Source organism: Clostridium sp. (assembly GCF_051278035.1).
GTDB lineage: Bacteria > Bacillota > Clostridia > Clostridiales > Clostridiaceae > Clostridium_AD.
The window spans coordinates 54,106-74,428 of record NZ_JBNMNU010000001.1 but is presented as its reverse complement, the minus strand read 5'-3'; the positions used below and the strand labels follow the sequence as shown (position 1 = coordinate 74,428).

At 33.2% G+C, this 20,323-nt stretch carries 22 protein-coding genes and 8 tRNA genes; all 30 read left to right on the top strand.

Features of this window, described 5'->3' with window-relative positions:
* Window positions 1-315: 315 nt before the first annotated feature.
* The 30 genes from ACJAX4_RS00350 (at window position 316) to ACJAX4_RS00205 (ending at window position 20,322) form a co-directional block, all read left to right on the top strand.
* Window positions 316-636: a hypothetical protein gene (locus ACJAX4_RS00350; RefSeq protein ID WP_435787457.1), complete on the top strand. Its 321-nt coding sequence runs from the start codon at window positions 316-318 to the stop codon at window positions 634-636.
* A complete protein-coding gene (locus tag ACJAX4_RS00345) occupies window positions 617-856 on the top strand; it encodes a hypothetical protein (protein ID WP_435787456.1) in 240 nt (79 codons plus the stop codon). Before ACJAX4_RS00350 ends, ACJAX4_RS00345 begins: the two co-directional genes overlap by 20 nt.
* Window positions 853-1,185, top strand: coding sequence for a hypothetical protein (locus ACJAX4_RS00340; protein WP_435787455.1), 333 nt, complete (start codon window positions 853-855; stop codon window positions 1,183-1,185). Before ACJAX4_RS00345 ends, ACJAX4_RS00340 begins: the two co-directional genes overlap by 4 nt.
* Entirely contained in the window at window positions 1,178-1,402 is a 225-nt protein-coding gene (locus ACJAX4_RS00335) for a hypothetical protein (RefSeq protein WP_435787454.1), read from the top strand. The genes ACJAX4_RS00340 and ACJAX4_RS00335 overlap by 8 nt, the downstream gene beginning before the upstream one ends.
* On the top strand, window positions 1,396-1,557 hold the full coding sequence (locus ACJAX4_RS00330) for a hypothetical protein (protein WP_435787453.1): 162 nt from the start codon (window positions 1,396-1,398) through the stop codon (window positions 1,555-1,557). The genes ACJAX4_RS00335 and ACJAX4_RS00330 overlap by 7 nt, the downstream gene beginning before the upstream one ends.
* Window positions 1,554-1,736, top strand: coding sequence for a hypothetical protein (locus tag ACJAX4_RS00325; RefSeq protein ID WP_435787452.1), 183 nt, complete (start codon window positions 1,554-1,556; stop codon window positions 1,734-1,736). Before ACJAX4_RS00330 ends, ACJAX4_RS00325 begins: the two co-directional genes overlap by 4 nt.
* Window positions 1,726-2,121 carry a hypothetical protein gene (locus ACJAX4_RS00320; RefSeq protein ID WP_435787451.1) on the top strand — a complete coding sequence of 132 codons (396 nt, stop codon included), beginning with the start codon at window positions 1,726-1,728 and terminating at the stop codon, window positions 2,119-2,121. The genes ACJAX4_RS00325 and ACJAX4_RS00320 overlap by 11 nt, the downstream gene beginning before the upstream one ends.
* Window positions 2,121-2,378, top strand: coding sequence for a hypothetical protein (locus ACJAX4_RS00315; RefSeq protein ID WP_435787450.1), 258 nt, complete (start codon window positions 2,121-2,123; stop codon window positions 2,376-2,378). The genes ACJAX4_RS00320 and ACJAX4_RS00315 overlap by 1 nt, the downstream gene beginning before the upstream one ends.
* A 26-nt stretch (window positions 2,379-2,404) precedes the next feature.
* Window positions 2,405-3,988 (top strand): Hsp60 family chaperonin, encoded by a 1,584-nt coding sequence (locus ACJAX4_RS00310; protein ID WP_435787449.1) that lies wholly within the window; start codon window positions 2,405-2,407, stop codon window positions 3,986-3,988.
* 5 nt (window positions 3,989-3,993) lie between these two features.
* On the top strand, window positions 3,994-4,335 hold the full coding sequence (locus ACJAX4_RS00305) for a hypothetical protein (protein WP_435787448.1): 342 nt from the start codon (window positions 3,994-3,996) through the stop codon (window positions 4,333-4,335).
* Complete coding sequence (locus ACJAX4_RS00300; protein WP_435787447.1) at window positions 4,336-4,623, top strand: hypothetical protein; 288 nt, start codon at window positions 4,336-4,338, stop codon at window positions 4,621-4,623.
* Window positions 4,580-4,948 carry a hypothetical protein gene (locus ACJAX4_RS00295; protein WP_435787446.1) on the top strand — a complete coding sequence of 123 codons (369 nt, stop codon included), beginning with the start codon at window positions 4,580-4,582 and terminating at the stop codon, window positions 4,946-4,948. Before ACJAX4_RS00300 ends, ACJAX4_RS00295 begins: the two co-directional genes overlap by 44 nt.
* On the top strand, window positions 4,945-5,208 hold the full coding sequence (locus tag ACJAX4_RS00290) for a hypothetical protein (RefSeq protein ID WP_435787445.1): 264 nt from the start codon (window positions 4,945-4,947) through the stop codon (window positions 5,206-5,208). The genes ACJAX4_RS00295 and ACJAX4_RS00290 overlap by 4 nt, the downstream gene beginning before the upstream one ends.
* A gap of 58 nt (window positions 5,209-5,266) precedes the next feature.
* Window positions 5,267-5,518, top strand: a complete 252-nt coding sequence (locus ACJAX4_RS00285; protein WP_435787444.1) for a hypothetical protein — start codon at window positions 5,267-5,269, stop codon at window positions 5,516-5,518.
* Between the two features lie 10 nt (window positions 5,519-5,528).
* Complete coding sequence (locus tag ACJAX4_RS00280; RefSeq protein ID WP_435787443.1) at window positions 5,529-6,119, top strand: hypothetical protein; 591 nt, start codon at window positions 5,529-5,531, stop codon at window positions 6,117-6,119.
* Between the two features lie 83 nt (window positions 6,120-6,202).
* Window positions 6,203-6,278, top strand: a tRNA-Pro gene (locus ACJAX4_RS00275).
* Between the two features lie 85 nt (window positions 6,279-6,363).
* Window positions 6,364-6,436: transfer RNA gene (locus ACJAX4_RS00270), tRNA-Gln, on the top strand.
* A 13-nt stretch (window positions 6,437-6,449) separates the two neighbouring features.
* Window positions 6,450-6,516, top strand: a tRNA-Met gene (locus tag ACJAX4_RS00265).
* 103 nt (window positions 6,517-6,619) lie between these two features.
* A tRNA-Leu gene (locus tag ACJAX4_RS00260) sits at window positions 6,620-6,693 on the top strand.
* 12 nt (window positions 6,694-6,705) lie between these two features.
* A tRNA-Ser gene (locus ACJAX4_RS00255) sits at window positions 6,706-6,787 on the top strand.
* A 98-nt stretch (window positions 6,788-6,885) separates the two neighbouring features.
* A tRNA-Tyr gene (locus tag ACJAX4_RS00250) sits at window positions 6,886-6,975 on the top strand.
* 4 nt (window positions 6,976-6,979) lie between these two features.
* Window positions 6,980-7,052: transfer RNA gene (locus tag ACJAX4_RS00245), tRNA-Thr, on the top strand.
* 6 nt (window positions 7,053-7,058) lie between these two features.
* A tRNA-Phe gene (locus ACJAX4_RS00240) sits at window positions 7,059-7,130 on the top strand.
* A gap of 20 nt (window positions 7,131-7,150) precedes the next feature.
* On the top strand, window positions 7,151-7,705 hold the full coding sequence (locus ACJAX4_RS00235) for a hypothetical protein (RefSeq protein WP_435787442.1): 555 nt from the start codon (window positions 7,151-7,153) through the stop codon (window positions 7,703-7,705).
* The gene (locus ACJAX4_RS00230; protein ID WP_435787441.1) at window positions 7,692-10,043 is read left to right on the top strand and encodes a hypothetical protein; all 2,352 of its coding nucleotides are present in this window, start codon (window positions 7,692-7,694) and stop codon (window positions 10,041-10,043) included. Before ACJAX4_RS00235 ends, ACJAX4_RS00230 begins: the two co-directional genes overlap by 14 nt.
* A 60-nt stretch (window positions 10,044-10,103) precedes the next feature.
* A complete protein-coding gene (locus ACJAX4_RS00225) occupies window positions 10,104-12,494 on the top strand; it encodes a cell envelope integrity protein TolA (protein ID WP_435787440.1) in 2,391 nt (796 codons plus the stop codon).
* Between the two features lie 7 nt (window positions 12,495-12,501).
* Window positions 12,502-12,981: a hypothetical protein gene (locus ACJAX4_RS00220; RefSeq protein ID WP_435787439.1), complete on the top strand. Its 480-nt coding sequence runs from the start codon at window positions 12,502-12,504 to the stop codon at window positions 12,979-12,981.
* A 111-nt stretch (window positions 12,982-13,092) separates the two neighbouring features.
* Window positions 13,093-13,830, top strand: coding sequence for a hypothetical protein (locus tag ACJAX4_RS00215; protein ID WP_435787438.1), 738 nt, complete (start codon window positions 13,093-13,095; stop codon window positions 13,828-13,830).
* The gene (locus ACJAX4_RS00210; protein WP_435787437.1) at window positions 13,830-14,552 is read left to right on the top strand and encodes a hypothetical protein; all 723 of its coding nucleotides are present in this window, start codon (window positions 13,830-13,832) and stop codon (window positions 14,550-14,552) included. The genes ACJAX4_RS00215 and ACJAX4_RS00210 overlap by 1 nt, the downstream gene beginning before the upstream one ends.
* 1 nt (window position 14,553) lies before the next feature.
* Window positions 14,554-20,322 (top strand): tail fiber domain-containing protein, encoded by a 5,769-nt coding sequence (locus ACJAX4_RS00205; protein WP_435787436.1) that lies wholly within the window; start codon window positions 14,554-14,556, stop codon window positions 20,320-20,322.
* Window position 20,323: the final 1 nt, after the last annotated feature.

Here is a 20,323-nt window from a genome sequence, read left to right as displayed (position 1 = left end):
AAAAGGAAACCTTTTATATATACGCTCAAGAGTGGACCGGATTACGGAAAAAGTAATTCCTTCTGAATCAACAGATGTTACCGGCCCTTGCTAGAAATACACTCTCTTGAGGAAAATATAAAGAAAACTGTTCCTGAGCACTACATTAGTAGATTGCTAAGGACTTTGTGTACTTTATAATTAAAACATTACTCTAGAATAAAAGTTGTACTATTACGAGGTGATACTCTTAGGATTTTTCCTGGGAGTATTTTTTTTTGGAATAAAGTTAGGTTTGCTTATATTTTTTTGTATCTTAGCTGAAAATACTAACACATGCAAGAAAAAAGTAAAGATCAACCTACATACGAAGACATTGAAAGAGCAAGAGAAATAATGAAGCAAACTAAGCTTAGCCCTGCTCAAAGACAGATCATAGCTCTACCAACAGATCTTCTACTTAAAAATTACGCTCTTATTATATACAAAGCATCATCATTATCTTCTAAAAAAAGAGATATGGTAAAGGAAAGAGTTTCTTATAAGTTGTCAAAAGAACTTATAACAGTAGAAGACATTGAAAAAGAAGTTAATAGTTTAAGAGATTACGTGGAAACCAAACTTAAAGAACAATTAGATGACAGTATCGATAAGTAGTAGTAAAAACTTTGCTAGCAAGCTTAAAAGCATACTTGATACAGCTGAAATTAAAAACGAATCAGCCATAATCATTATGACAGATAGAAAATGGCATATAAATGTGTTTAACTTTATGATGAACCACAAAAAGGTAGGAAAGCTAAAAGTTGCTGGAAACACTTACTTTGTTATAAAAGAAATGAGAATAGAGATAAAACCTATAGACTTTTACATATGATAAAATTTGAATACAGTAGAATATTTGGTTGCACCGGATGGAAAATTGAAAGACCAAAAAACACTTACGTTAATCCAAAAAAAAGAAAAAATGAAAAAAAAAAAAATAAAAAAACAAACTCATTAAACAATAGTGAATTTTCATCAAATATGTCAGAACCTAAAATTATAATGAGTACAAATTCAGGAGGAGCAGAAATATTCAAGTTTACCAAAGACCAGCTATTCCTGTACGGAGAAAAAATTGAAGTAAATGACCCGGAAGTTATACAGGGGTTTAAAACATGGATGAAGGAATGGGGTTATATAAATAACAAAAAAGATGAGTAAAGTAAAAGAGATAGCAAACGGATATAAAAACCTAGTTAAATCTAAGCTAGGTTTATCCAGTGAAAAGGATGAAAAAATATTTAAAGCAAGAAGAGAGATCTGCAACAGTTGTGATGAAAAAACTGCACTAGATAGATGTGGATTATGTGGATGTCCATTGGCAGCAAAAACAAGATCACTAGAAAGCAAGTGTCCTCACCCGGACGAACTATGGTAGGTTTAAAAAGAAAAAAAGAAAAAGTTGTAAATGAAAAATACGTAAGACATTTGTATAAAAACGGCAGAACCATGACAGTTGAATGGTTTGAAAACTTTGATGGCCCTTGGCCTTATGGAGATGATGCAGTAATTAAAACAATTAAAGAAGAATGATGCTAACAGTAGAGCTACACGATCAAGTTGTAAAATTCCTCGAAGATTCTGGATGTGCAACACAAGAAGAACAAGTAAAGTCTTACGTAGTAAACAACACACTTTACACTCAGACAGATGTAAAAGGAATGTATGTAGTTTCATTTTATAATAACGAATTAGAAATGTATGAAAGATAAATATTACACACCAAGTATAGAAGAGTTTTATGTTGGATTTGAATACGAACAAGCTAGTATGAAAATGGTTGCTCCTAAAGAGTGGAGCAAAAAAATATTTTACTTAAATAATAGTCATATTGATATTGTAAAATATGGAGATATAGATAAGAATACTAGAGTTAAATACCTTGATAAAGAAGATGTAGAAAGCGTAGGGTTTAAAGAAGAAAAGAATAATATTTTTAAATTTAAAGATAAATATAGAAGAAACTGGCAATTAAAATTATTAATACCAGATAGAGGTAGAATATTATTATCTAATGATTGTAAATACTTTATGGATATAAATATTAAAAATAAATCAGAGTTTAAAGTAATATTAAAACAATTAAATATAAAGTAATGGTAAATAAAGAAAAAGAATTAGAAATTGACGTTGTAAACAACAAAAAATTAAGAGTTAATTTAGATAAGCAACTTCAAATATTAAAAGAGCTACCAAAAAGTAGAGAACGTAATTTAAGTATAACTAAATTACAGGAATGTATAATGTGGTTAGGAATGGATTTAAAAAGATTAAACGAACCTAATCCATACCCCGATAGCTATAAACCGGAAAATAATAAAATAGCTCCAACTGCAGATAATTTAAAACTGTAAAACAAAAATAAAAAACAAATTAAGTAATGGTATATATTAAGTACGATAAAGAAGTAAGAGATTCAATAATGGAAGGAGTTGATTGTCTTGCAAATGCAGTAAAAGTAACATTAGGACCTAAAGGAAGGAATGTTATAATGCATAAAGAAGGACAAGATCCTTTGATTACTAAAGACGGAGTTACTGTAGCTAAAGAAATAGAGTTAAGTGACAAACTTCAGAATATGGGCGCCATATCTGTAAGAAGAGTAGCTGAAAAGTCAAATGACAAGGCTGGAGACGGAACAACAACCGCAACAGTACTTGCTCAGGCAATTCTTAAAGAAGGAATGAGATTTGTGTCCGCAGATTACGATCCTGTTCAAATGCAAAAAGGAATTAACTACGCTGCTAGTAAAATAGTAGATGAATTAAATAAAAGCGCTGTTACAGTAGACTATAAGTCTAAAATGATAAAGCATATTGCAACTATCAGTGCAAATAATGATGAGGATATTGGAAAAATTATTGCTGACGCATTTAAGATGGTTGGCGAAGACGGAGCCGTAAGTGTAGAAGAGGGTTCTGGGTTTGAAACTAAGATACACAGAGTAGATGGACTACAATTTGACCGTGGCCTGCTCTCTACTTATTTCTCTACTTCCCCAGAAAACACTGAGGTAACTATGAGGGACCCCTTAATTTTGGTAGTTGATGGTAAACTAAAAACAAAAGAACAGATAATGGCTTTACTACAGCCAATAATTACAATGGGAAGACCATTACTTGTGTTGGCAGATGACATAATTGGAGATGCATTATCTACTTTAGTGCTTAATAAAATGAAAGGAGGCCACCAAATAGCAGCTGTAAAGACACCAGGATTCGGAGACTTCCGGAAAGACCTAACAAAAGACATTGCGGCAACAGTAGGAGCTGAGGTGGTACCTGAAGACATGGTTGTAGACATTAAAGACGAACATGTTGAGCAATTGTTTGGAACAGCATCTAGTATTAAAGCAGAGGCAATGAATACCGTTATTATGGGCGGAAAAAGAAGAGAAGGAGTGGTTGAGGCTAGAATAAAGTCAATAGAAAGTGCTATTCTTAAAAAAGGAATGACTACATTTGAAATAGATAAATTAAAAGAAAGAAAAGCAAAACTATCCGGTGGAGTGGCAATCATAGAAGTTGGGGCAAAGTCTGAACTTGAAATGACTGAAATAAAAGCTAGAATAGAAGATGCTAAAGAAGCGGTAATATCTGCTATTGAAGAAGGAATAGTTATGGGCGGCGGATCTGCATTAATAGATGCAAGATCACAATCTTTAACAAAACCATGGCCAACTAGAGGTGAAGATTTTCAAAAAGGAGTAGAAATACTTTTAAAATCGATTGAAGCACCTTTTAGAATTATATGTGAAAATGCAGGAGTTAGTCCTGATGTAAAACTATCTAAAGTTATGTTTGGAAAACCGGAGATAGGGTATAATGCTAAAACAGACGAATTTGTTGACATGTTTAAAGAAGGAATAGTTGATCCGAAAAAAGTAACAAGAATAGCCTTGGAAAGTGCAGCGAGTGTAGCAGGAACATTATTAACAACCCGATGTGCGCTAATAGAACAATAAGAAAAATGAGACATGATCAGTTAATAGGAGAGATAGAGAGAAGGGAGTATCAAAATAAGTTTGCTCCCTTTCCGGTATATGATACTGAAGTTATAGAAGATTTAAAAAAGTTAAACATGATGACACAAAAAATAAAAAACAACGAACCAATAACCTACTGCAAAACATGCTTGTCTTTGTATATAAAGACAGTAGAGTTTCAAAAAAGCGAAGAAGGAGAAGAAAGAGATGTTCATTACTGTGTTCCGTGTGGAAATACAGATTTAGGAGAATTACCGGTAGATCAATGGGAAGATCTGTATGAAGAAAAATACGGTGAAAGATTTTTAACTAAAAGTAAAAAATAAATGACTAATATACTAAGTTTAAGTGAAAAAGCAAAAGACGGTAATCTAATTTTAGTAAATTTCTACTCAACATCTAATAAATGGGTAGAAGCAAAAGCTGAAGCACTACATAATGAGGTAGAAGACATTAATGACGCCATTATAGAGGGTAAATACACTATACACACCGTAATATCCGTAAACAAAAAGAAAAACGATTATAAACTTAAGGTTAAAATAAAGTTTTTCAAAGAAAAAAAGAAAAATGAACATAAAAAGAATTCACACAGACAAAAGATCAATATTTAGATATTGGCTTGAATTCCTTAAGCCTTATCACAAATTGAGAACAAAAGAAATAGAAGCGCTGAGTTTAATGCTTTATTATAGATATGAATTATCTAGAGACATTGCTGACGAAGAACTTGTAGATATGATACTGTTTTCAACTGAAACTAGAGCAAAAATAAGAAAAGACTTAAAAGGAATGGGTCAAAAAGTGTTTAACAACCTTTTAACTTCATTACGTAAGAAAAAAGTACTAACAAAGAAAAATAAAATAAATCCAGTACTAATTCCAAGCATGACTGAAGATGGCTTTAAATTAGTTTTTAATTTTGAAGTAAAAAAATGAAACTACACAGAGCAGACGCAATCAAAATAAAAGAACTCTCGGAAAAACATGGATTAACTATAAAAGAAGTTGAACAAATAACAACGTCTCCTTATAGCTTTATAAGAGCTAAGTCTAAAGAAATTGAGTTTGATGAAAACATGACAAAAGAAGAGTTTGAATATATGAGCAAGAACTTCAACATACCTTGCTTAGGAAAGTTAAATGCGTCTTATTTTATGTATAATCAAATTCAAAAGAAAAAAAACAATAAAAAATAGGCTATTTGCATATATATTCTTATATTAGCCGAATAATTAACAATTAAATATTGATAACATGAGTGAAAAAACAAATAAAAAGCCTGCAGCAAAGTCAGCAGCTAAAAAACCAGTAAAAAAAATGCCAACAGCGCCTACAGCACCTGAACAAGAGCAAAAACAAGAAAAGCAAGAACCAAATGCGTTACTTATTTCTTTAGAATTAGCTGAACAAATAGTAGGGTATTTACGTGAGAAAAAAATGTCTGAAGTAGAAGGATTGGTTAAAGGTATTAGAGAATCTAGAGCCGTAACAGTAAATCAAGAGTAAAAACACACAGATGAAAAAAGGAGTTCTAAAAGAAAGTAAGGTAACCAATGATATCAAAAGGATAAAAGCTGGAGAGGCTAGTGAACTCGGTGTACAAGATTTCTTTACGAATAGAGATAAATCTAGAAGAAAAACTGCAGGATTAGTGGAGGATTCTTCTAGATTACTTGAAGACGAAGGAAAGATTAAGGAAGATTTATATAATAAATCACTGGAAACTAACAAGTTGCCAGATCATATTGTTCCAATGTTTTCAGGTGTTTTTCTTACTGCAAGAAGAAATAAAACAAAAGAGAATGGAATGTTTGTTCCAACAGCATCTTTCGGAAGAGGATCTGAAACAGACATGAATCAAGACTTCTCTGAGAAACAAGTAGTTTTATCTTGTGGTGGGCATGCTCAACAATTGGCTCCTGGAATGGAAGTTGTTCTTAATATGAATAATTTTAAGAAAAAACTTGAAAAAACATTAGCCGATAAAATAGGTAAAGAATTTGAATACATACTACCAATAGAAGTTATTGAAGGAGTAGAGTATTTGTACGTAGGAGAAAGAGATGTAAAATACATTTCAAATACAAACGGAATTAAAAGAAACTAATAAGTTTTAGTAAACTATCACACACATCGAAGGATAGTTCTACTTGACAGTAGGACTATTTTTTTGTATATTGCTTAAAATATCTAGATGCAAGAGCAGTGGCTGAACTCGCCTGTTTTGGAAACAGGAGCATCGTAAGTTCGAATCTTACCATCTAGACTATTGTTCCGCCGTGTAAAAAGGGTTTCGCTACCGTACGAAAGGACATGAGCTATAAGGTAAAATCTTATAGCTCAAGACAAAGTGAAGTATGGTGTAGATGTGTAGCACGCCTGGTTTTGAGCCAGGTAGCCTAGGTTCGAGTCCTGGTACTTCAACAAAAAATAGTGAGGCAAAGCAGAGGTTGCTTACGAGGCTCATAACCTCGGTGTTGCGGGTTCGAATCCCGCCCTCGCCACTAATGCGAAAGCATGAAGATTCCTCCGTTGTGCCAAATTGGAAAGGCAGTCAGGTTGTGATCCTGATTTCACGGGTTCGATTCCCGTACGGTTGTCCAAAATGCTCAAATAGCCGAATTGGTATAGGCAACTGGTTTAGAACCAGAAATCTGCAGGTTCGAGTCCTGCTTTGAGTACAAATTATAAATGGAAGAGTGGACAGTGGTCGTCAAGCAGTCTTGAAAACTGTCGGGTGTAAAAGCTTTGTAGGTTCGAATCCTATCTCCTCCGCAAAATAGAAAGTAAACTCACTTGGGTGAGCATCCCCTGCTAAGGGATTGGACGATAAAACGTTGGGGATCAGGGCCTCTGCTTTCTGCAAATATTATGGGCGTGTATGCAAATTGGCTGAAGCGAGCAGACTGTAACTCTGTAGGTGTTGAAAAACCCCGTTGAAGGTTCGAACCCTTCCATTCCCACAATGCTTTAATAACTCAATTGGTAGAGTAGCTGTGTTGTAAGCAGCAGGTTGTAAGTTCGAGTCTTACTTAAAGCTCAATTAGGTTTGGTAGCTCAGGGGTAGAGCACTGTGTTGAAGCCGCAGGTGCCGTAGGTTCAAATCCTACTCAAACCACTTAAAAATAGAGAAGAATTATGAATTTATTTGAACTAGAAAACAATGTTGTGACGTTCAGTCCACAAGCTTTGTTAATAGCTCCTTTTAAAGAAATATGGGATAAAGATAAGACTAAAGATAAGCATGAAGCTACACTTAAGCTTGGATTTATATATTACATGTCTGACGAAAGAAGTGATTTTATACACATACTTGATACTGACGAAAGGATTGCAGAGATAAAGCTTTTTATAGATATGCCTAAGAATTTTACAGGCAAGACTAAAGAAATTATAAGAGCTGTGCATTATTATGAAAAAATGTCAGAGACAACAAGTACAAATTTACTTCAAAGTACTAGATTGGTTTTACAAAAAATATCTAAATTTCTTGATGATGTAAACTTAGATGAAAGAGATGAGAGAACTAAAAAACCTATACATGATATAGGAAAAATAACTTCTTCAGTTGAAAAAATACCTAGACTAATTAAAGCTATTAATGAAATTGAGAAGCAAGTAATTAAAGAAAAGGCTATAAAAGCTCAATCAGGAACAAGAACTGAATCAATGTTTGAGGATGAGGACATTTAATAAAATACAAACAGAACTTACAGAGGATCTTTTAGATAAAATGCCTCGTGAAGAAAAACAAGACTTGTTAGATTCTATAGATTCTATAAAATTTATTCAAAATCTTTCTTCTCCAACTAGGAATGAGGTGTCAGACTTGGTGCGATGGGATAACCCCCTTTTACCGACATCATCGATAGATCCTGATCAATTAGTTAGAAAACAAGATTCAAATGGAAGAATCGCAGTAGACTTAACTGATCCTCACATATTAGTTGACATGGATTATTTTAGACCTGCAGCAATATTTTACGAAAAAAATAATTGTTACACAAAACTTTTTCCTAACAAAAATTCTAACTCACAATACTACAAGTTTTGGAAAGAGGAAGCTAGAAGATGTAGAGAAGGATACACAAGAGATTATGATGGTGAATGGATTCCAGGAAACTATTATTTTCAATTAAACTACGCTCCACTACTTAGAGCTGAAATTATAGCTGGAACCAAACAAGCTGAGAGAGTATCAGCATTTGCATACGTTTATGATGCAGATTATTGGTTCTTTCACTACTGCGAACAAGCTAGAGCTGTTGGTATGCACGGAGCTAACCTAAAAAGAAGAGGTTGCGGGTATTCAGTTAAAGCCTCAACTATGCTTGCCAAAAATTTTGTATTAGGAGATACAGTTAAAGCTAAAAAGAATGTAAAATCTTTTGCTATTGCAAATGAAAAAGAATATTTAATAAAAGATGGTATTTTAAATAAATACGTATCAGCTATTAACTGGTGTGCAGTACATACTCCTTGGCCAAGAGTAAGATCCCTTAAAGATTCCTTAAATGATATGCACTGGATAATGGGACGAAAGGACCATCAGCGTGGTATAGATAAAGGCATACTTAACGAAGTAATGGGAGTTACTCTTAAGAATGATCCACAAAAGGCAAGGGGGAAAAGGGGAGCATTAGTATTATGGGAGGAAGCAGGTAAGTTTAACGACTTTCTTAAAGCCTGGCAGATTGCTAGGCCCTCAGTAGAAGAATCTGGATTTGCATTTGGATTTATGATGGCAGGTGGTACCGGTGGAGTTCAAGGTGGAGCCTTCGAAGGGTTAGAGGAAATATTCTACAACTCTGCAGGTTATAACATATACTCTATGCCTAATGTTTTTGATAAGAATACAAATGGAAAGGGTCAATGCGCATTCTTCTTTGGAACATACTTAAATTATAGAGGTAAAATGGATAAAGACGGTAACAGTGATGTTATTGGAGCTCTTATTCAAATAAATAAGGAAAGAAGCATTGTTAAATACGGAGCATCTGACATAAATACTATAGTACAAAAAAAGGCTGAGGAACCAATTACACCTCAAGAAGCTATTATGCGTACGGAAGGGACAGCGTTTCCTGTGGCAGATTTAAGAGATTACTTAGAAGATATTGCACCGGAAATAAATGAGTTCACGGATTCTCACTATATAGGTGATTTAGTTTACGGAGATGACGGATTAATGAAGTGGAATAACGATGCAAATTTATACCCTATAAGAGATTTCCCTTTTAAAGTAAAAGGAGGACTTAATTCTGACGGAGCCATAGAAATCTTCGAAATGCCTAATAAAGATAGAGATGGTAAAGTATTTGAAAATAGATATATTTGCGGGATTGATCCTGTTGACAACGATTATACTCTTGGTGGCTCTCTCGCTTCCATTATTGTTTTTGATTTATGGACTGATAAAATTGTTGCGGAATATACAGGGAGGCCGCAACTGGCGGAAGAGTTTTATGAGAAATGCTTAAGGCTTACTACATTTTACAACGCCAGTGCAAATTACGAGAATAACCTGAAGGGACTCTTTTCTTACTTCTCCAACCATAATTCACTTCATTTGTTAGCAGATAGTCCAGAGATTCTTAGGGATATGGAGATAGTTAAGGCTAATCTATTTGGAAACAGATCAAAAGGTACAAGAACAACAAAAGAAGTTATAGGATTAGGTAAGTCATTGCAAAGACAATGGATGTTAACTCCATTTGAGCAAGAAACATACGATTCAGAGACTGGAGAAACACTAAGTGTTACAATACCTAATTTAAGAAGGATTAGGAGCATCGGATACATAAAGGAGTGTATTGCATGGAATCCAGATATAAATACGGATAGAGTTTCTGCTATGGACATGGTGATGATACTAAGGGAAGATAGATCAAAGATGACTAATAAGTTTGAGGAATCAAGAACAGAGAATTCCGATACTTACTTTCATGATGATCCTTTTTTAGATGAGAACTGGGGAAATGCAATGGCTTCAAAACTAACAGGAGAAGGAGATCCTAACTTTGATTTTTAGCTATAATAACAAATAAAAAAAATAAGAATAATCGACTAAATTTACAAGATATTTAAAACTATGTCAGAAACTAAAAATTTTCCAAAACAAAAACTATCTTACTCAAGTAAGGGTAAGGTGTGGAGGAAAAACCACCTTGATTGGGCAGATAAAAATAGCTTCTTAAGTAACAGTCATGTTAGAAGAAAGCTTAAAAATAAAAAAATTAACTTAAATCTTTATAACGGAAAAGTTGACGTTAGCGATATGAAACTAATTCTAAACCCTGGTGGTATGGAAAAGTTTTTCGTTCCTGACGCTATTCAGCATTACCCTATCATAACTCCGAGAGTAAATGTTCTTGTGGGGGAGGAGAAAAGAAGAAAGTTTGACTGGACAGTTCAGATAGTAAATCCTGATACTTTATCTAAGATAAAAGAAGATAAGAAGAAATTAGTTGATGCCAAGTTAATGGAGATGCTTGAATCTCAGGTTTCAGACGAAGAACTGGAAAAAGAGCTAATGAAATACGGTGATTACATTAATTTTGATTACCAAGACATTAGAGAAAAAAGAGCTAACCTATTGTTGAGATATTACATAGGTAAACTAGATATGAAGATTGCATTCCAACAGGGATTTAAAGACGCACTTATTATGGGTGAGGAAATCTACATGTTTGACATTGTTAATGGAAGTGTTTCTTTTGAAAAATTAAATCCTTTAAAAGTACACACATTACGAGGTGGATTTTCTAATAAGATAGAAAACTCAGATGTTATTATTTTAGATGACTTTTGGGCCCCTGGTAAAATACAAGATACTTATTATAATGATCTTAACGAAAAAGAAGTAACAAAACTAGATGAAGGAGCTTACGCAAGTGGTGTAACAAATCTTGACGGAGTTACTGAAGCGGTAGATGATGTTGCTGGATTAAAAATGCTAGAAAGAGAAGGAATGGATTCTTACATAGAATCTACCGGAGTTTACGGAGCTAAAGGTTCTGAGCCAAGAGGTTCTTACACTGATGGAGCCGGAAACGTTAGAGTATTAAGAATGTTTTGGAAAAGTATGAAAAAAGTTATAAAAGTAACTTTCTTCGACCAGCTTGGCAAAAAACAGACTAAATTTAGATCAGAAGATTATATTATTGATAAAGCAATGGGTGAAACATCTGTAGCTCTATGGATACCGCAATGGTGGAAAGGTGTTAAAATAGGTGAAGACACTTACTTGCAAATCAAGCCAAAAGAAATACAATACAATAAACTTAACGAACCTAGCTTTAATTCATGTGGAATTGTAGGTCAAGTTTATAACTCAGGAGACGAAGAAGCAGTTACAATGGTTGACAGAGCTAAACCTTTTCAATATCTTTATGACATTTCTTGGTACAGAGTAAATGAAGCTTTAAGTAAGTATTTAGGATCAATAGTTGAATTGGATTTGGCAAAAGTTCCAACAGGATGGTCAGTTACTAAATGGTTATACTTTGCACGTAAATCTGGAATATCTGTAGTAGATAGTTTTAAAGAAGGTCAAAAAGGAATGGCTAAAGGTAAGCTTGCCGGTGCAGTAGGAAATACTACCGGTAAAGTATTAGAACAAAAAGTAGGAGACTTTATTCAGACGCACATTGACATGATGGAGTTTGCTAAAGCTCAAATGGATGAAATAACAGGAGTATCTAGACAAAGACTTGGACAAGTTGAAAATAGAGAAACAGTTGGAGGGATAGAAAGAGCAGTATCTCAATCTAACCACATTACTGAAGAGCTTTTTACTATGCATGATTATTGCAAGAAAAGATGTTTTGAAATACTTATTGAAACTGCAAAAATTGCACTTAAAGGGCAGGCAATAAAATTTTCTTATATAGCTGACGACATGACTAGACAGTTAGCTGAAATCGAAGGAGATCAGTTTGCTGAAGAAGAATATGGATTAATGGTCTCAAATGATGACGAGATAAATCGAATGGAACAAAAGCTTGATGGCATGGTGCAAATGGGATTACAAAACCAAATGCTTTCTTTCTCAACAGCAATTAAAATATATAATTCACCATCTATTAGAGAAATTCAAAGAATGATCGAAAAAGATGAGCAGAAAATGAAAGAGAATCAATCTAAACAAGCTGAAGACCAAAATAAACAAGCTCAGCAAGCAATGGAGCAGACTGCTAAAGAAAAGGAAAGAGCAGATAAGTTAGATCTTGAAAAATTTAATAGAGAAGATGAGACTAAAAGATATATTGCAGAACTTAATGCTGAAACTCAAAGAATGCAAAAAGAGCAAGGAGATGAAGGTATTGAAAGCGACGATGATTTTGCTAAGTTTGAATCAGAGCTTGGTGTAAAAAAAGAAGCTCAGTCTAATGATATGAAAAAGCATGCAGACGTTATGGCTAGAAAAGATAAAGAAATAGCAATTAAAAAAACTCAAGCAAATAAAACAACAACAAAATAATTAAAAAATGAATATACTTGGAGTAATAACTGATTTACTGGGAATTGGAAAATCAGCTTTAAACAATAGGGCTAAACTAAAATCATTAAAAATTGAAAATAAATTTAAAATAGAAGAAGCAACTACAAATGCTCAAGTAAGAAGAATCAACTCTGAAACAGAAGGTGATTTAGCAATTGATTTGATAACAAATAGAGATAAAAAAAATACAAAAAAAGACGAAGCTGTTGTTTATTTATTTTTAGCTCCTTTATTTGTAGTAACAGTAGTTCCTTTTATTGTAGCATATAAAACAGGAGAATGGGAAAAGTTAAATATATTATTTAGTGAATCTTATCAATCTTTGTCGAATCTTCCTGAATGGTATTTTTGGGGATTAGGTTTTGTTTTAATAGATGTGTTAGGATTTAGAAGTTTTGCAAGAAAGCTTATGGATAAATATCCTGGTAAAATGAATGTTAAAAATTTATTTTCAAAAAAGAAATAATAAAGAATAAATAACAAAGCATCTTTTAATTAAGGTGCTTTTTTAGCTATAATATAAATGTAGTTTTTTTTAGTAAAACACCTATTTTTGCTAGTAATTATTAAATAAATCATGGGAACAATAACACTAAACGTATCGGCTAGAGGAAACCAACCACCAAGTTCTACTGGGTGGATATCTCTAAGTTTATCATATAATCAAACGCATGTATTTACTTTAGAGAACTTTACAACAGAAACAAATCCATTTTATGTAGATCCAGAAGGAGACGTTTTAAATAACATTAAAATAACCTCTTTACCTAAATCAGGAGAGCTACAATTAAATAATGTTGCAGTTTCTTTAAATGACGAAATAACCAAGCTACAATTAGAGTCTGGCAATTTTCAATATGTTTCAGACTCTACTAATCAAGACGGATATGGTGATGGTTATTTTAAATTTACAGTATCAGATGTTGGTTCATTAACTCATACATCTAACCCTAGCAGTGTTGTGTTTAAAGTAGGAAGTAATATAAATAGAGCCCCATCTTCTGTTGGAGATGGAGAAAGTAACGTTGTTCTTGGAAATACTTTTGTATTTACAGCAGCTTCTTTAACTTCTAGCTTAAACCCTCCTTATTCAGATCCCGAAGGAAATCCTCCTTACAAATTATTAATATTGTCTTTACCAAAATTTGGTAAACTTCAATTAAATGATGTAAACGTTGTTTCTGATCAAGAAATTGTATGGAACGAAATTACTTCAGGAAATCTTAAGTACTTAAGCGAAGAGTTACCTGATAATGAATTAGAAGGTTTTCAATTTATGATTTCAGATACAGGGTCACAAAAATATATAGGATAATGGCAAATTATAATTTTAACGTAGAAGACGCAAATACATTTAAAGTAGAACAGTATTCAAAAATATCAACAGATTGTGCTACTCAATTTGTATACAAAGTAACAGCATCAGAGTCAGATTCTATTGAATTTTCATTAGAAGGCTCAACATCTTACCCAATAATGTGGACTAGACAGTCTTACACTGTTGACGGAGTAGAGGGTCTTAATTGGACTGAAACAAACACGATGACTGTTTCTTTTTCTAATGACCTGTACATAAGTTTTGTAATAGACAATTCAGGAGATCCAGGAAGATTTAATGAATGTAAAATAATAATAAATAACACAACTACTAATAATTCTTTTGTAGATGCTGTAATTAGGGAAAATGACTCATTAGCATGTGATAACCCATCAGGGAATTATACTAATTTTGACGCCTTAGATGACACTCCTGATGAAAAAGTTGGAAGTTCACTTAAAATTGTTAGAGTAAGAGAAGATGAAAGTAAGTTAGAGTACGTAGGTCCAGAAACATTAGGTCCTTTCTTAAGCGCTTCAAAAACATTTACATCAAGTTCTACATGGTTTTATAATGCTCATAATTTAGGAAAAAAACCCTCAGTAATAATTATAGATAATAGCGGAAACAGAATGCATGGTGAAGTTAATTATACTGATTTAAACAACTTAATAATAACATTTGTTACTGCTGCTGCAGGAACAGTTTACTTAAACTAAAATGGAAATATTTAATAAAAACGTAAGCATACTAGGTGACTTAACTTTATCATTATCTAATTCTGTTGGCGAAATAATTACAATTAACGGATCTGGAAAAGCAAACAAAAGAACTTATGCTGAAATTAGATCAGATATAAATGCTGAGCCGCAATCTATAAATCTTACAGGAAAAACAATATCTCTAGACCAAAGCGGAGGATCTTTTGATGTTCCTAATATTTTTAATCAAGACTTAAATACTACTGATACCGTATCCTTTTTAAATTTAAGTGGAACAAATACAGGAGATCAAGACTTAGATGCAATTTTGAATTCAACAATGACTGGACTTTCACAAGGAGGTGAGTTGACTATAAATTCAGATACTGCAAAGTTTGATATTGCAGCAGGGTTTGGAACAAAAGTTGATGGACGTACAGACATAGATAGCCCTACTTCTGTTCCAATTTCATGGAACGCAATAACTGGAATAAGTCCACAGTTCTTAGCAACGCATAATGCAAGTTACGTTTCAATTAATTCTAGTGGTGGTATTTTACAAACCTCTTCACCTCTTACTTCAACACAAAGAAGAAACAACATTAGGCTTGGATTAATAGTACACCCAAACAAAACAACTATATTTATAACTAATAATCAGCCAACAGTTCACATTGAAATGGGAGGTCAAGTTCAAGACATATTAGATGTTTTAGGTTTTAGATCGATAAGTGGAAATAGAATTCTACCCGCTACATCGACTGGAATGAAATTAAAAAAAGAAAATGGAACAGTTTTTAAACCTGGAGCTAATTTTGATACTTTAAATTCACAGCCACATTTTTTTAATTTAACTTTACAAAATCCAGCTACTTTTAGATATAGATTACAAAATGGAGATGAAGGACTAGATGTTACAGATATAGATCCAACAAAATACGATCTTAATGGATCACTAACTGCAATACCAGCAACAGCAACGCTAGCAAGTGTTCAACAGATTTATGTATTTCAAGAAAATAATATAAGAATACAGCCTGGTCAAAAATACTACAACAACTTAACTGAAGCAGTACTTGGTATTAATTCAGCATCATTTAATACGGAGGAAAACATTGCAGCAAATGGACTTTATTTAGGCTCAATTGCAATGATTTACGGAACAACCGATTTAGACAATATTTTGCAGGCGGTTTTTGTACCATCACAAGGAACAACAACAAACGGTTCAACAACTTTGCCTCCTTTAGGATATACTCCAGAAGATGAAGACAACAAAAGTCAAACAGTAACTGCTTCAAGTTTAAAATACCCAAGTAACAATGCGGTAATTCTTTTAGATAATGAAAATGTTAAATTAACAGGAGACCAATCTTTAGGAACAGGTGTTAAAACATTTACAGATGAAGTTCTCGCTATAACTCAAGCAAATGCAGTCAACAATACAAGTGTAGCAACAACAGCTTATGTTAAAAACTTAATAGGAGAACTACCAGCAGGATTAAGTTTTGAAGGAACTTGGAATGCAAATTCTGATAACCCTGATTTATCTTCATTGACACCTGGTAATGGACAGTTTTGGATTGTCTCTACAAATGGTAATACAGATTTAAGTGGAGAAACAGACTGGAAAGTTGGAGACTGGGCAATATATGTTGAAGACGGTAACGGAAGTGATGGCTGGCAAAAAGTAGATAACTCTTCTGTTTTAGACGGACAAGGAGTAGGTCAAAAACTTGCTTTATGGTCTGGATCTGGAGATTCAAATACTTTAGAAGAAGCGCCAATAACTGTAAGTGGAAACGATGTAACTTTTATAGGTGCAACTACTGTGCTTAACCCGTTTAGAGTAACAACTAACAGCACCTTTTTAGCATTAAGTACTGACGCATCAAGCAAGGTTGTGGCAATGATTGATAGTTCTGGAAATTCAGATACAGGAGGATTAGCAATTAAAACAGGTGATGATAATTTTGACGAAAGTGCTTTATATATTTTAAACCATTTAGAATCACCAGTTTTTAAGATAAAAGCTACAAGCGGAAACCTAGAGTCTTTAGGAAGCATATCAGCAACACAAGGAACGTTTACCAACGGCAATATAGTTCTTGAAGGAACAGGAAGGATACAAGGAATTGATACAATTACAGATGCTACTGATGCAGTTAATAAAAATTATGTAGATACTCTTGATACAGGTGTTACACAGATAACAACTTCAGGTGGTATATTTGGAGGAACAATAACAGGAGTAGGAAATCTATATCTACAATACAGTAATAATATTGGTAATTCAAATTCAACAACAGTTGTTAGAACTTCTAGTGGTCATATTTATGCTAATTACTTAAATTCAACGGGTTCATTTAGCACATCTGGACAAAACTCAGGAATGAGTATTTTTACAGGTACAAATGGAGGAGATACTTTTGCTCGTTCTTATTCAGCATCAGCAGCAAGAACATTATTAAATGTTGAGGACGGAGCATCTGTTAATCAATCTTTAAATATTTCAGGGCACACAATATCATTAACAAATGGTGGATCTGTTACGGTTCCTGATAATAACACACAATTAAATGATTCAGATATTTTAGCATTTGGATATATAAAAACTGACGATTCAAGATTAAGTGATGCAAGAACACCTTTATCGCACACGCATCCTTACTTACCTTTAGCTGGAGGAACTATAACGGGAGTTATAAATATTAACACAAGCACAAATACAGATACCTTAAATATATCTAGAATTGGTAGTAATTCCGACCAAGTAGTAAAAATTGGATTAGATGACACATCAGTTGTATTTAATTACATTGAAGATACTTCAAGTGAAGGTAGTGGAAATTTTGGAAGCTATCAATTTAAACTTGGAGGAAACGATGGTGAAACAACGGTAACTCCTTTTATAATAAGTAAAGAAGGTATATCGGCAATTGATGGAGTATTTAGTGGAGATGTATCTTTATTAGATAATAAAAAAGCAAAATTTGGAACAGGAAATGATTTAAGTATATTTCATAGTGCAGGTAATTCTTCTATTGAGAATAACACAGGAATTTTAACTATTAAAAATACTTCTAACGACATTCATTTAGCATCATCAAACAATGCTGTTATTTTTGTAAATACTTCTGATGCTGGTGTTTCTGCAATCGCAGGAGGAGGAGTTAATTTATATCACAACAATGTTTCTAAATTAACAACTACAGCAACAGGTGCAACAGTAACAGGAGACTTAGGCTCTACAACATTAACACCAACCGCACTAACCACAGGAACTATACCATACAAGAGTGCAGGGGCGTTGTTAGACAGCCCTATTTCTACGGATGGAACTGATGTAACTATTAGTGGTAGTGTAGAGATTGGTTCAGATGCAAAAATAGCAAGAACGGCTGGCGGTTATACTTTCTTAGAAAATGCAGGCGGAGGGTTACGTGCTTCTATGAAATCAAGTTCTTCAAATAATTTAATATTTAGCACTGGAGCAAGTACACAAGCTTTAACTTTAAATGGAGTAAACCAATCAGCCACCTTTGCTTCTACTGTAAGTGCAAGTGGAACAGGTGCAACAATTAAAGCCTTAAATTCAAGTTTAGGTAATTCAGAAAATATATCAATTGCAGTAGGTAAAGAACTTAGTAGTCAAAATTCTGGTTTTTTAGTTTGGAATAATAATGCTTCGGCTGGTGCTAGGTATTTATCTTTAGAAACTTTTGGCGGTAACAGTCCTATTCAAATTTCAGCAAGTAATTTTGATATTAACACAGCAGGAGCCGCTATTTTTAATTCTACTGTAAGTGCAACGGATGGATTGTTTAATGGGGATTTACTTTTGAAATCAAACGATGTTTATAGTTCAATACCTTCTCGTGAAATTTATTCAAACTTTAAATATAATTCAAGCGGAAATACTACTAAAATGAATAGTATTCTATTTAGTAAAAATAATGCTAATTCTGATACAGGCGCATTTACCTCATTTTCAAAAAAGCCCAACGGACAAAATATTTCAGAAGCTATGAGAATATCGCCAGATGGTAATCTCTTAATAAATACAGAAACAGACAACGGTACTGATAAACTACAAGTAAACGGTAGCATAAGTGCTACTGATGGGTTGTTTAGTGGGGAATTAGGTATCGGAGTAGCTAATCCAGATACGCCATTACACACTTATAGTGCTACAGGAAACGTAATAGCAACTTTTGAAAGTGGGGATTCAAATGCTTTTATTAATATAAAAGACAATGCTTCAGGCGTTAATGGTGTAATTTTTGGAGCAATAGGAAATGACTTTATTGTTGCACCTAATTACGTAGAGGGTTTAAGGATTAAAGAAAATTTATCAGCTATATTTACTTCTAGTGTACTAGCAAGAAAAATAAATATCGCACCAATTGCACAAAATGGAGAAGTTGATGGTTTAAATGTATCTTATAATGATGATGGGGCTTCTAATAGAATTAGAGCTCAATTATACATTGATGCTTTTAATGGAAGATTAGACTTAACAAATAGTGCAGATGCAGTTAGTACTAGAATTAATTCAAATGGTGCTTCTTATTTAAACGGTGGAAATACGCTTTTTGGAACTACAACAGATAACGGTACTGATAAAGTACAAGTAAACGGTAGTGTAAGTGCAACGGATGGATTGTTTAGTGGTGGTGTAATAGTAGATACTTCTAGTGATTCTCGATTTAGAGCATATCTGAATGGGGTTAATACTTTACAAGCACAAGCGGTAAGTGGAGCAGCTAGGTTTGCAGCAGTTGGTAATAGTACTAATTTAGAACTACATACAAATGGTTCTGCAAGATTAACGATAGATGTAGCAGGAGCAGCTACCTTCACATCTAGTGTAAGTGCAACAGAAGGAACTATACGTAAAGATGTTAGTGGTGGAATTGGTGGAACATTAAATATTTTTAATAGATTTAATGCAAACGCAAGTAATCATTCCGCATTGTTAAATTTTGGTTTAGGAAATGGAGGTGATGATGGTTATAGATTATTAGTTGAAGCGCAATCAAATTACGGAAATGATGCTGATTTAATATTTCAAAATAGTTCAAATGGTACTATAACAGAAGCATTACGTTTAAAATCAAATTTATTAGCTGAATTCGCATCTAGTGTAATTGTAGGTTCAAACTCTTCAACTGAAACAAGATTTTTAGAGATTGGAAAAGGAAGAACTGGTAATGGAACTTCTTTTATTGATTTAATTAGCGATGCAACTTATACTGATTATGGTTTAAGAATTATAAGAAATAATGCAGGTTCAAACGCAGAATCTGAAATAATACATAGAGGCACAGGTAATTTTGAAATAAAAGCTAATGACTCGGCTTCAATGTTATTTAAAACAAATAACACAACAGTCTTAACATTAAACTCCGACCAATCAGCCACGTTTAATTCTACTGTAACAGCAACAAACTTTATTCTAAGTTCAGACGAAAGATTAAAAACTAAAATTAAAAAAGTAGACAATAAGCATATTAAAGCTAATTGGAAAACTTTTGAAATAAAGTCTGAAAAGGATCAAAAAAGATATGGAGTTATAGCACAAGAATTAGAAAAAACAAATCCAGAGTTTGTAAGAACAGATAGTAAAGGTTTTAAATCGGTAGCTTACATAGACTTATTAATTGCTAAAATTGCAGAACTAGAAACAAGAATTGTAAAAGGAGAAAAAGATTCTTCCGTTCTTATAAAATTATTAACAACTAAGATTGACTTATTAGAAGCAAGATTAGAAAAAGCAGGAATATAAT

Coding starts and splice junctions, on each gene's coding strand:
- ACJAX4_RS00345 (WP_435787456.1), top strand. CDS start 617: ATGACAGTATCGATAAGTAGTAGTAAAAACTTTGCTAGCAAGCTTAAA.
- ACJAX4_RS00205 (WP_435787436.1), top strand. CDS start 14,554: ATGGAAATATTTAATAAAAACGTAAGCATACTAGGTGACTTAACTTTA.
- ACJAX4_RS00280 (WP_435787443.1), top strand. CDS start 5,529: ATGAAAAAAGGAGTTCTAAAAGAAAGTAAGGTAACCAATGATATCAAA.
- ACJAX4_RS00235 (WP_435787442.1), top strand. CDS start 7,151: ATGAATTTATTTGAACTAGAAAACAATGTTGTGACGTTCAGTCCACAA.
- ACJAX4_RS00220 (WP_435787439.1), top strand. CDS start 12,502: ATGAATATACTTGGAGTAATAACTGATTTACTGGGAATTGGAAAATCA.
- ACJAX4_RS00225 (WP_435787440.1), top strand. CDS start 10,104: ATGTCAGAAACTAAAAATTTTCCAAAACAAAAACTATCTTACTCAAGT.
- ACJAX4_RS00320 (WP_435787451.1), top strand. CDS start 1,726: ATGAAAGATAAATATTACACACCAAGTATAGAAGAGTTTTATGTTGGA.
- ACJAX4_RS00285 (WP_435787444.1), top strand. CDS start 5,267: ATGAGTGAAAAAACAAATAAAAAGCCTGCAGCAAAGTCAGCAGCTAAA.
- ACJAX4_RS00300 (WP_435787447.1), top strand. CDS start 4,336: ATGACTAATATACTAAGTTTAAGTGAAAAAGCAAAAGACGGTAATCTA.
- ACJAX4_RS00325 (WP_435787452.1), top strand. CDS start 1,554: ATGATGCTAACAGTAGAGCTACACGATCAAGTTGTAAAATTCCTCGAA.
- ACJAX4_RS00310 (WP_435787449.1), top strand. CDS start 2,405: ATGGTATATATTAAGTACGATAAAGAAGTAAGAGATTCAATAATGGAA.
- ACJAX4_RS00350 (WP_435787457.1), top strand. CDS start 316: ATGCAAGAAAAAAGTAAAGATCAACCTACATACGAAGACATTGAAAGA.
- ACJAX4_RS00305 (WP_435787448.1), top strand. CDS start 3,994: ATGAGACATGATCAGTTAATAGGAGAGATAGAGAGAAGGGAGTATCAA.
- ACJAX4_RS00210 (WP_435787437.1), top strand. CDS start 13,830: ATGGCAAATTATAATTTTAACGTAGAAGACGCAAATACATTTAAAGTA.
- ACJAX4_RS00340 (WP_435787455.1), top strand. CDS start 853: ATGATAAAATTTGAATACAGTAGAATATTTGGTTGCACCGGATGGAAA.
- ACJAX4_RS00230 (WP_435787441.1), top strand. CDS start 7,692: ATGAGGACATTTAATAAAATACAAACAGAACTTACAGAGGATCTTTTA.
- ACJAX4_RS00215 (WP_435787438.1), top strand. CDS start 13,093: ATGGGAACAATAACACTAAACGTATCGGCTAGAGGAAACCAACCACCA.
- ACJAX4_RS00335 (WP_435787454.1), top strand. CDS start 1,178: ATGAGTAAAGTAAAAGAGATAGCAAACGGATATAAAAACCTAGTTAAA.
- ACJAX4_RS00290 (WP_435787445.1), top strand. CDS start 4,945: ATGAAACTACACAGAGCAGACGCAATCAAAATAAAAGAACTCTCGGAA.
- ACJAX4_RS00330 (WP_435787453.1), top strand. CDS start 1,396: ATGGTAGGTTTAAAAAGAAAAAAAGAAAAAGTTGTAAATGAAAAATAC.
- ACJAX4_RS00295 (WP_435787446.1), top strand. CDS start 4,580: ATGAACATAAAAAGAATTCACACAGACAAAAGATCAATATTTAGATAT.
- ACJAX4_RS00315 (WP_435787450.1), top strand. CDS start 2,121: ATGGTAAATAAAGAAAAAGAATTAGAAATTGACGTTGTAAACAACAAA.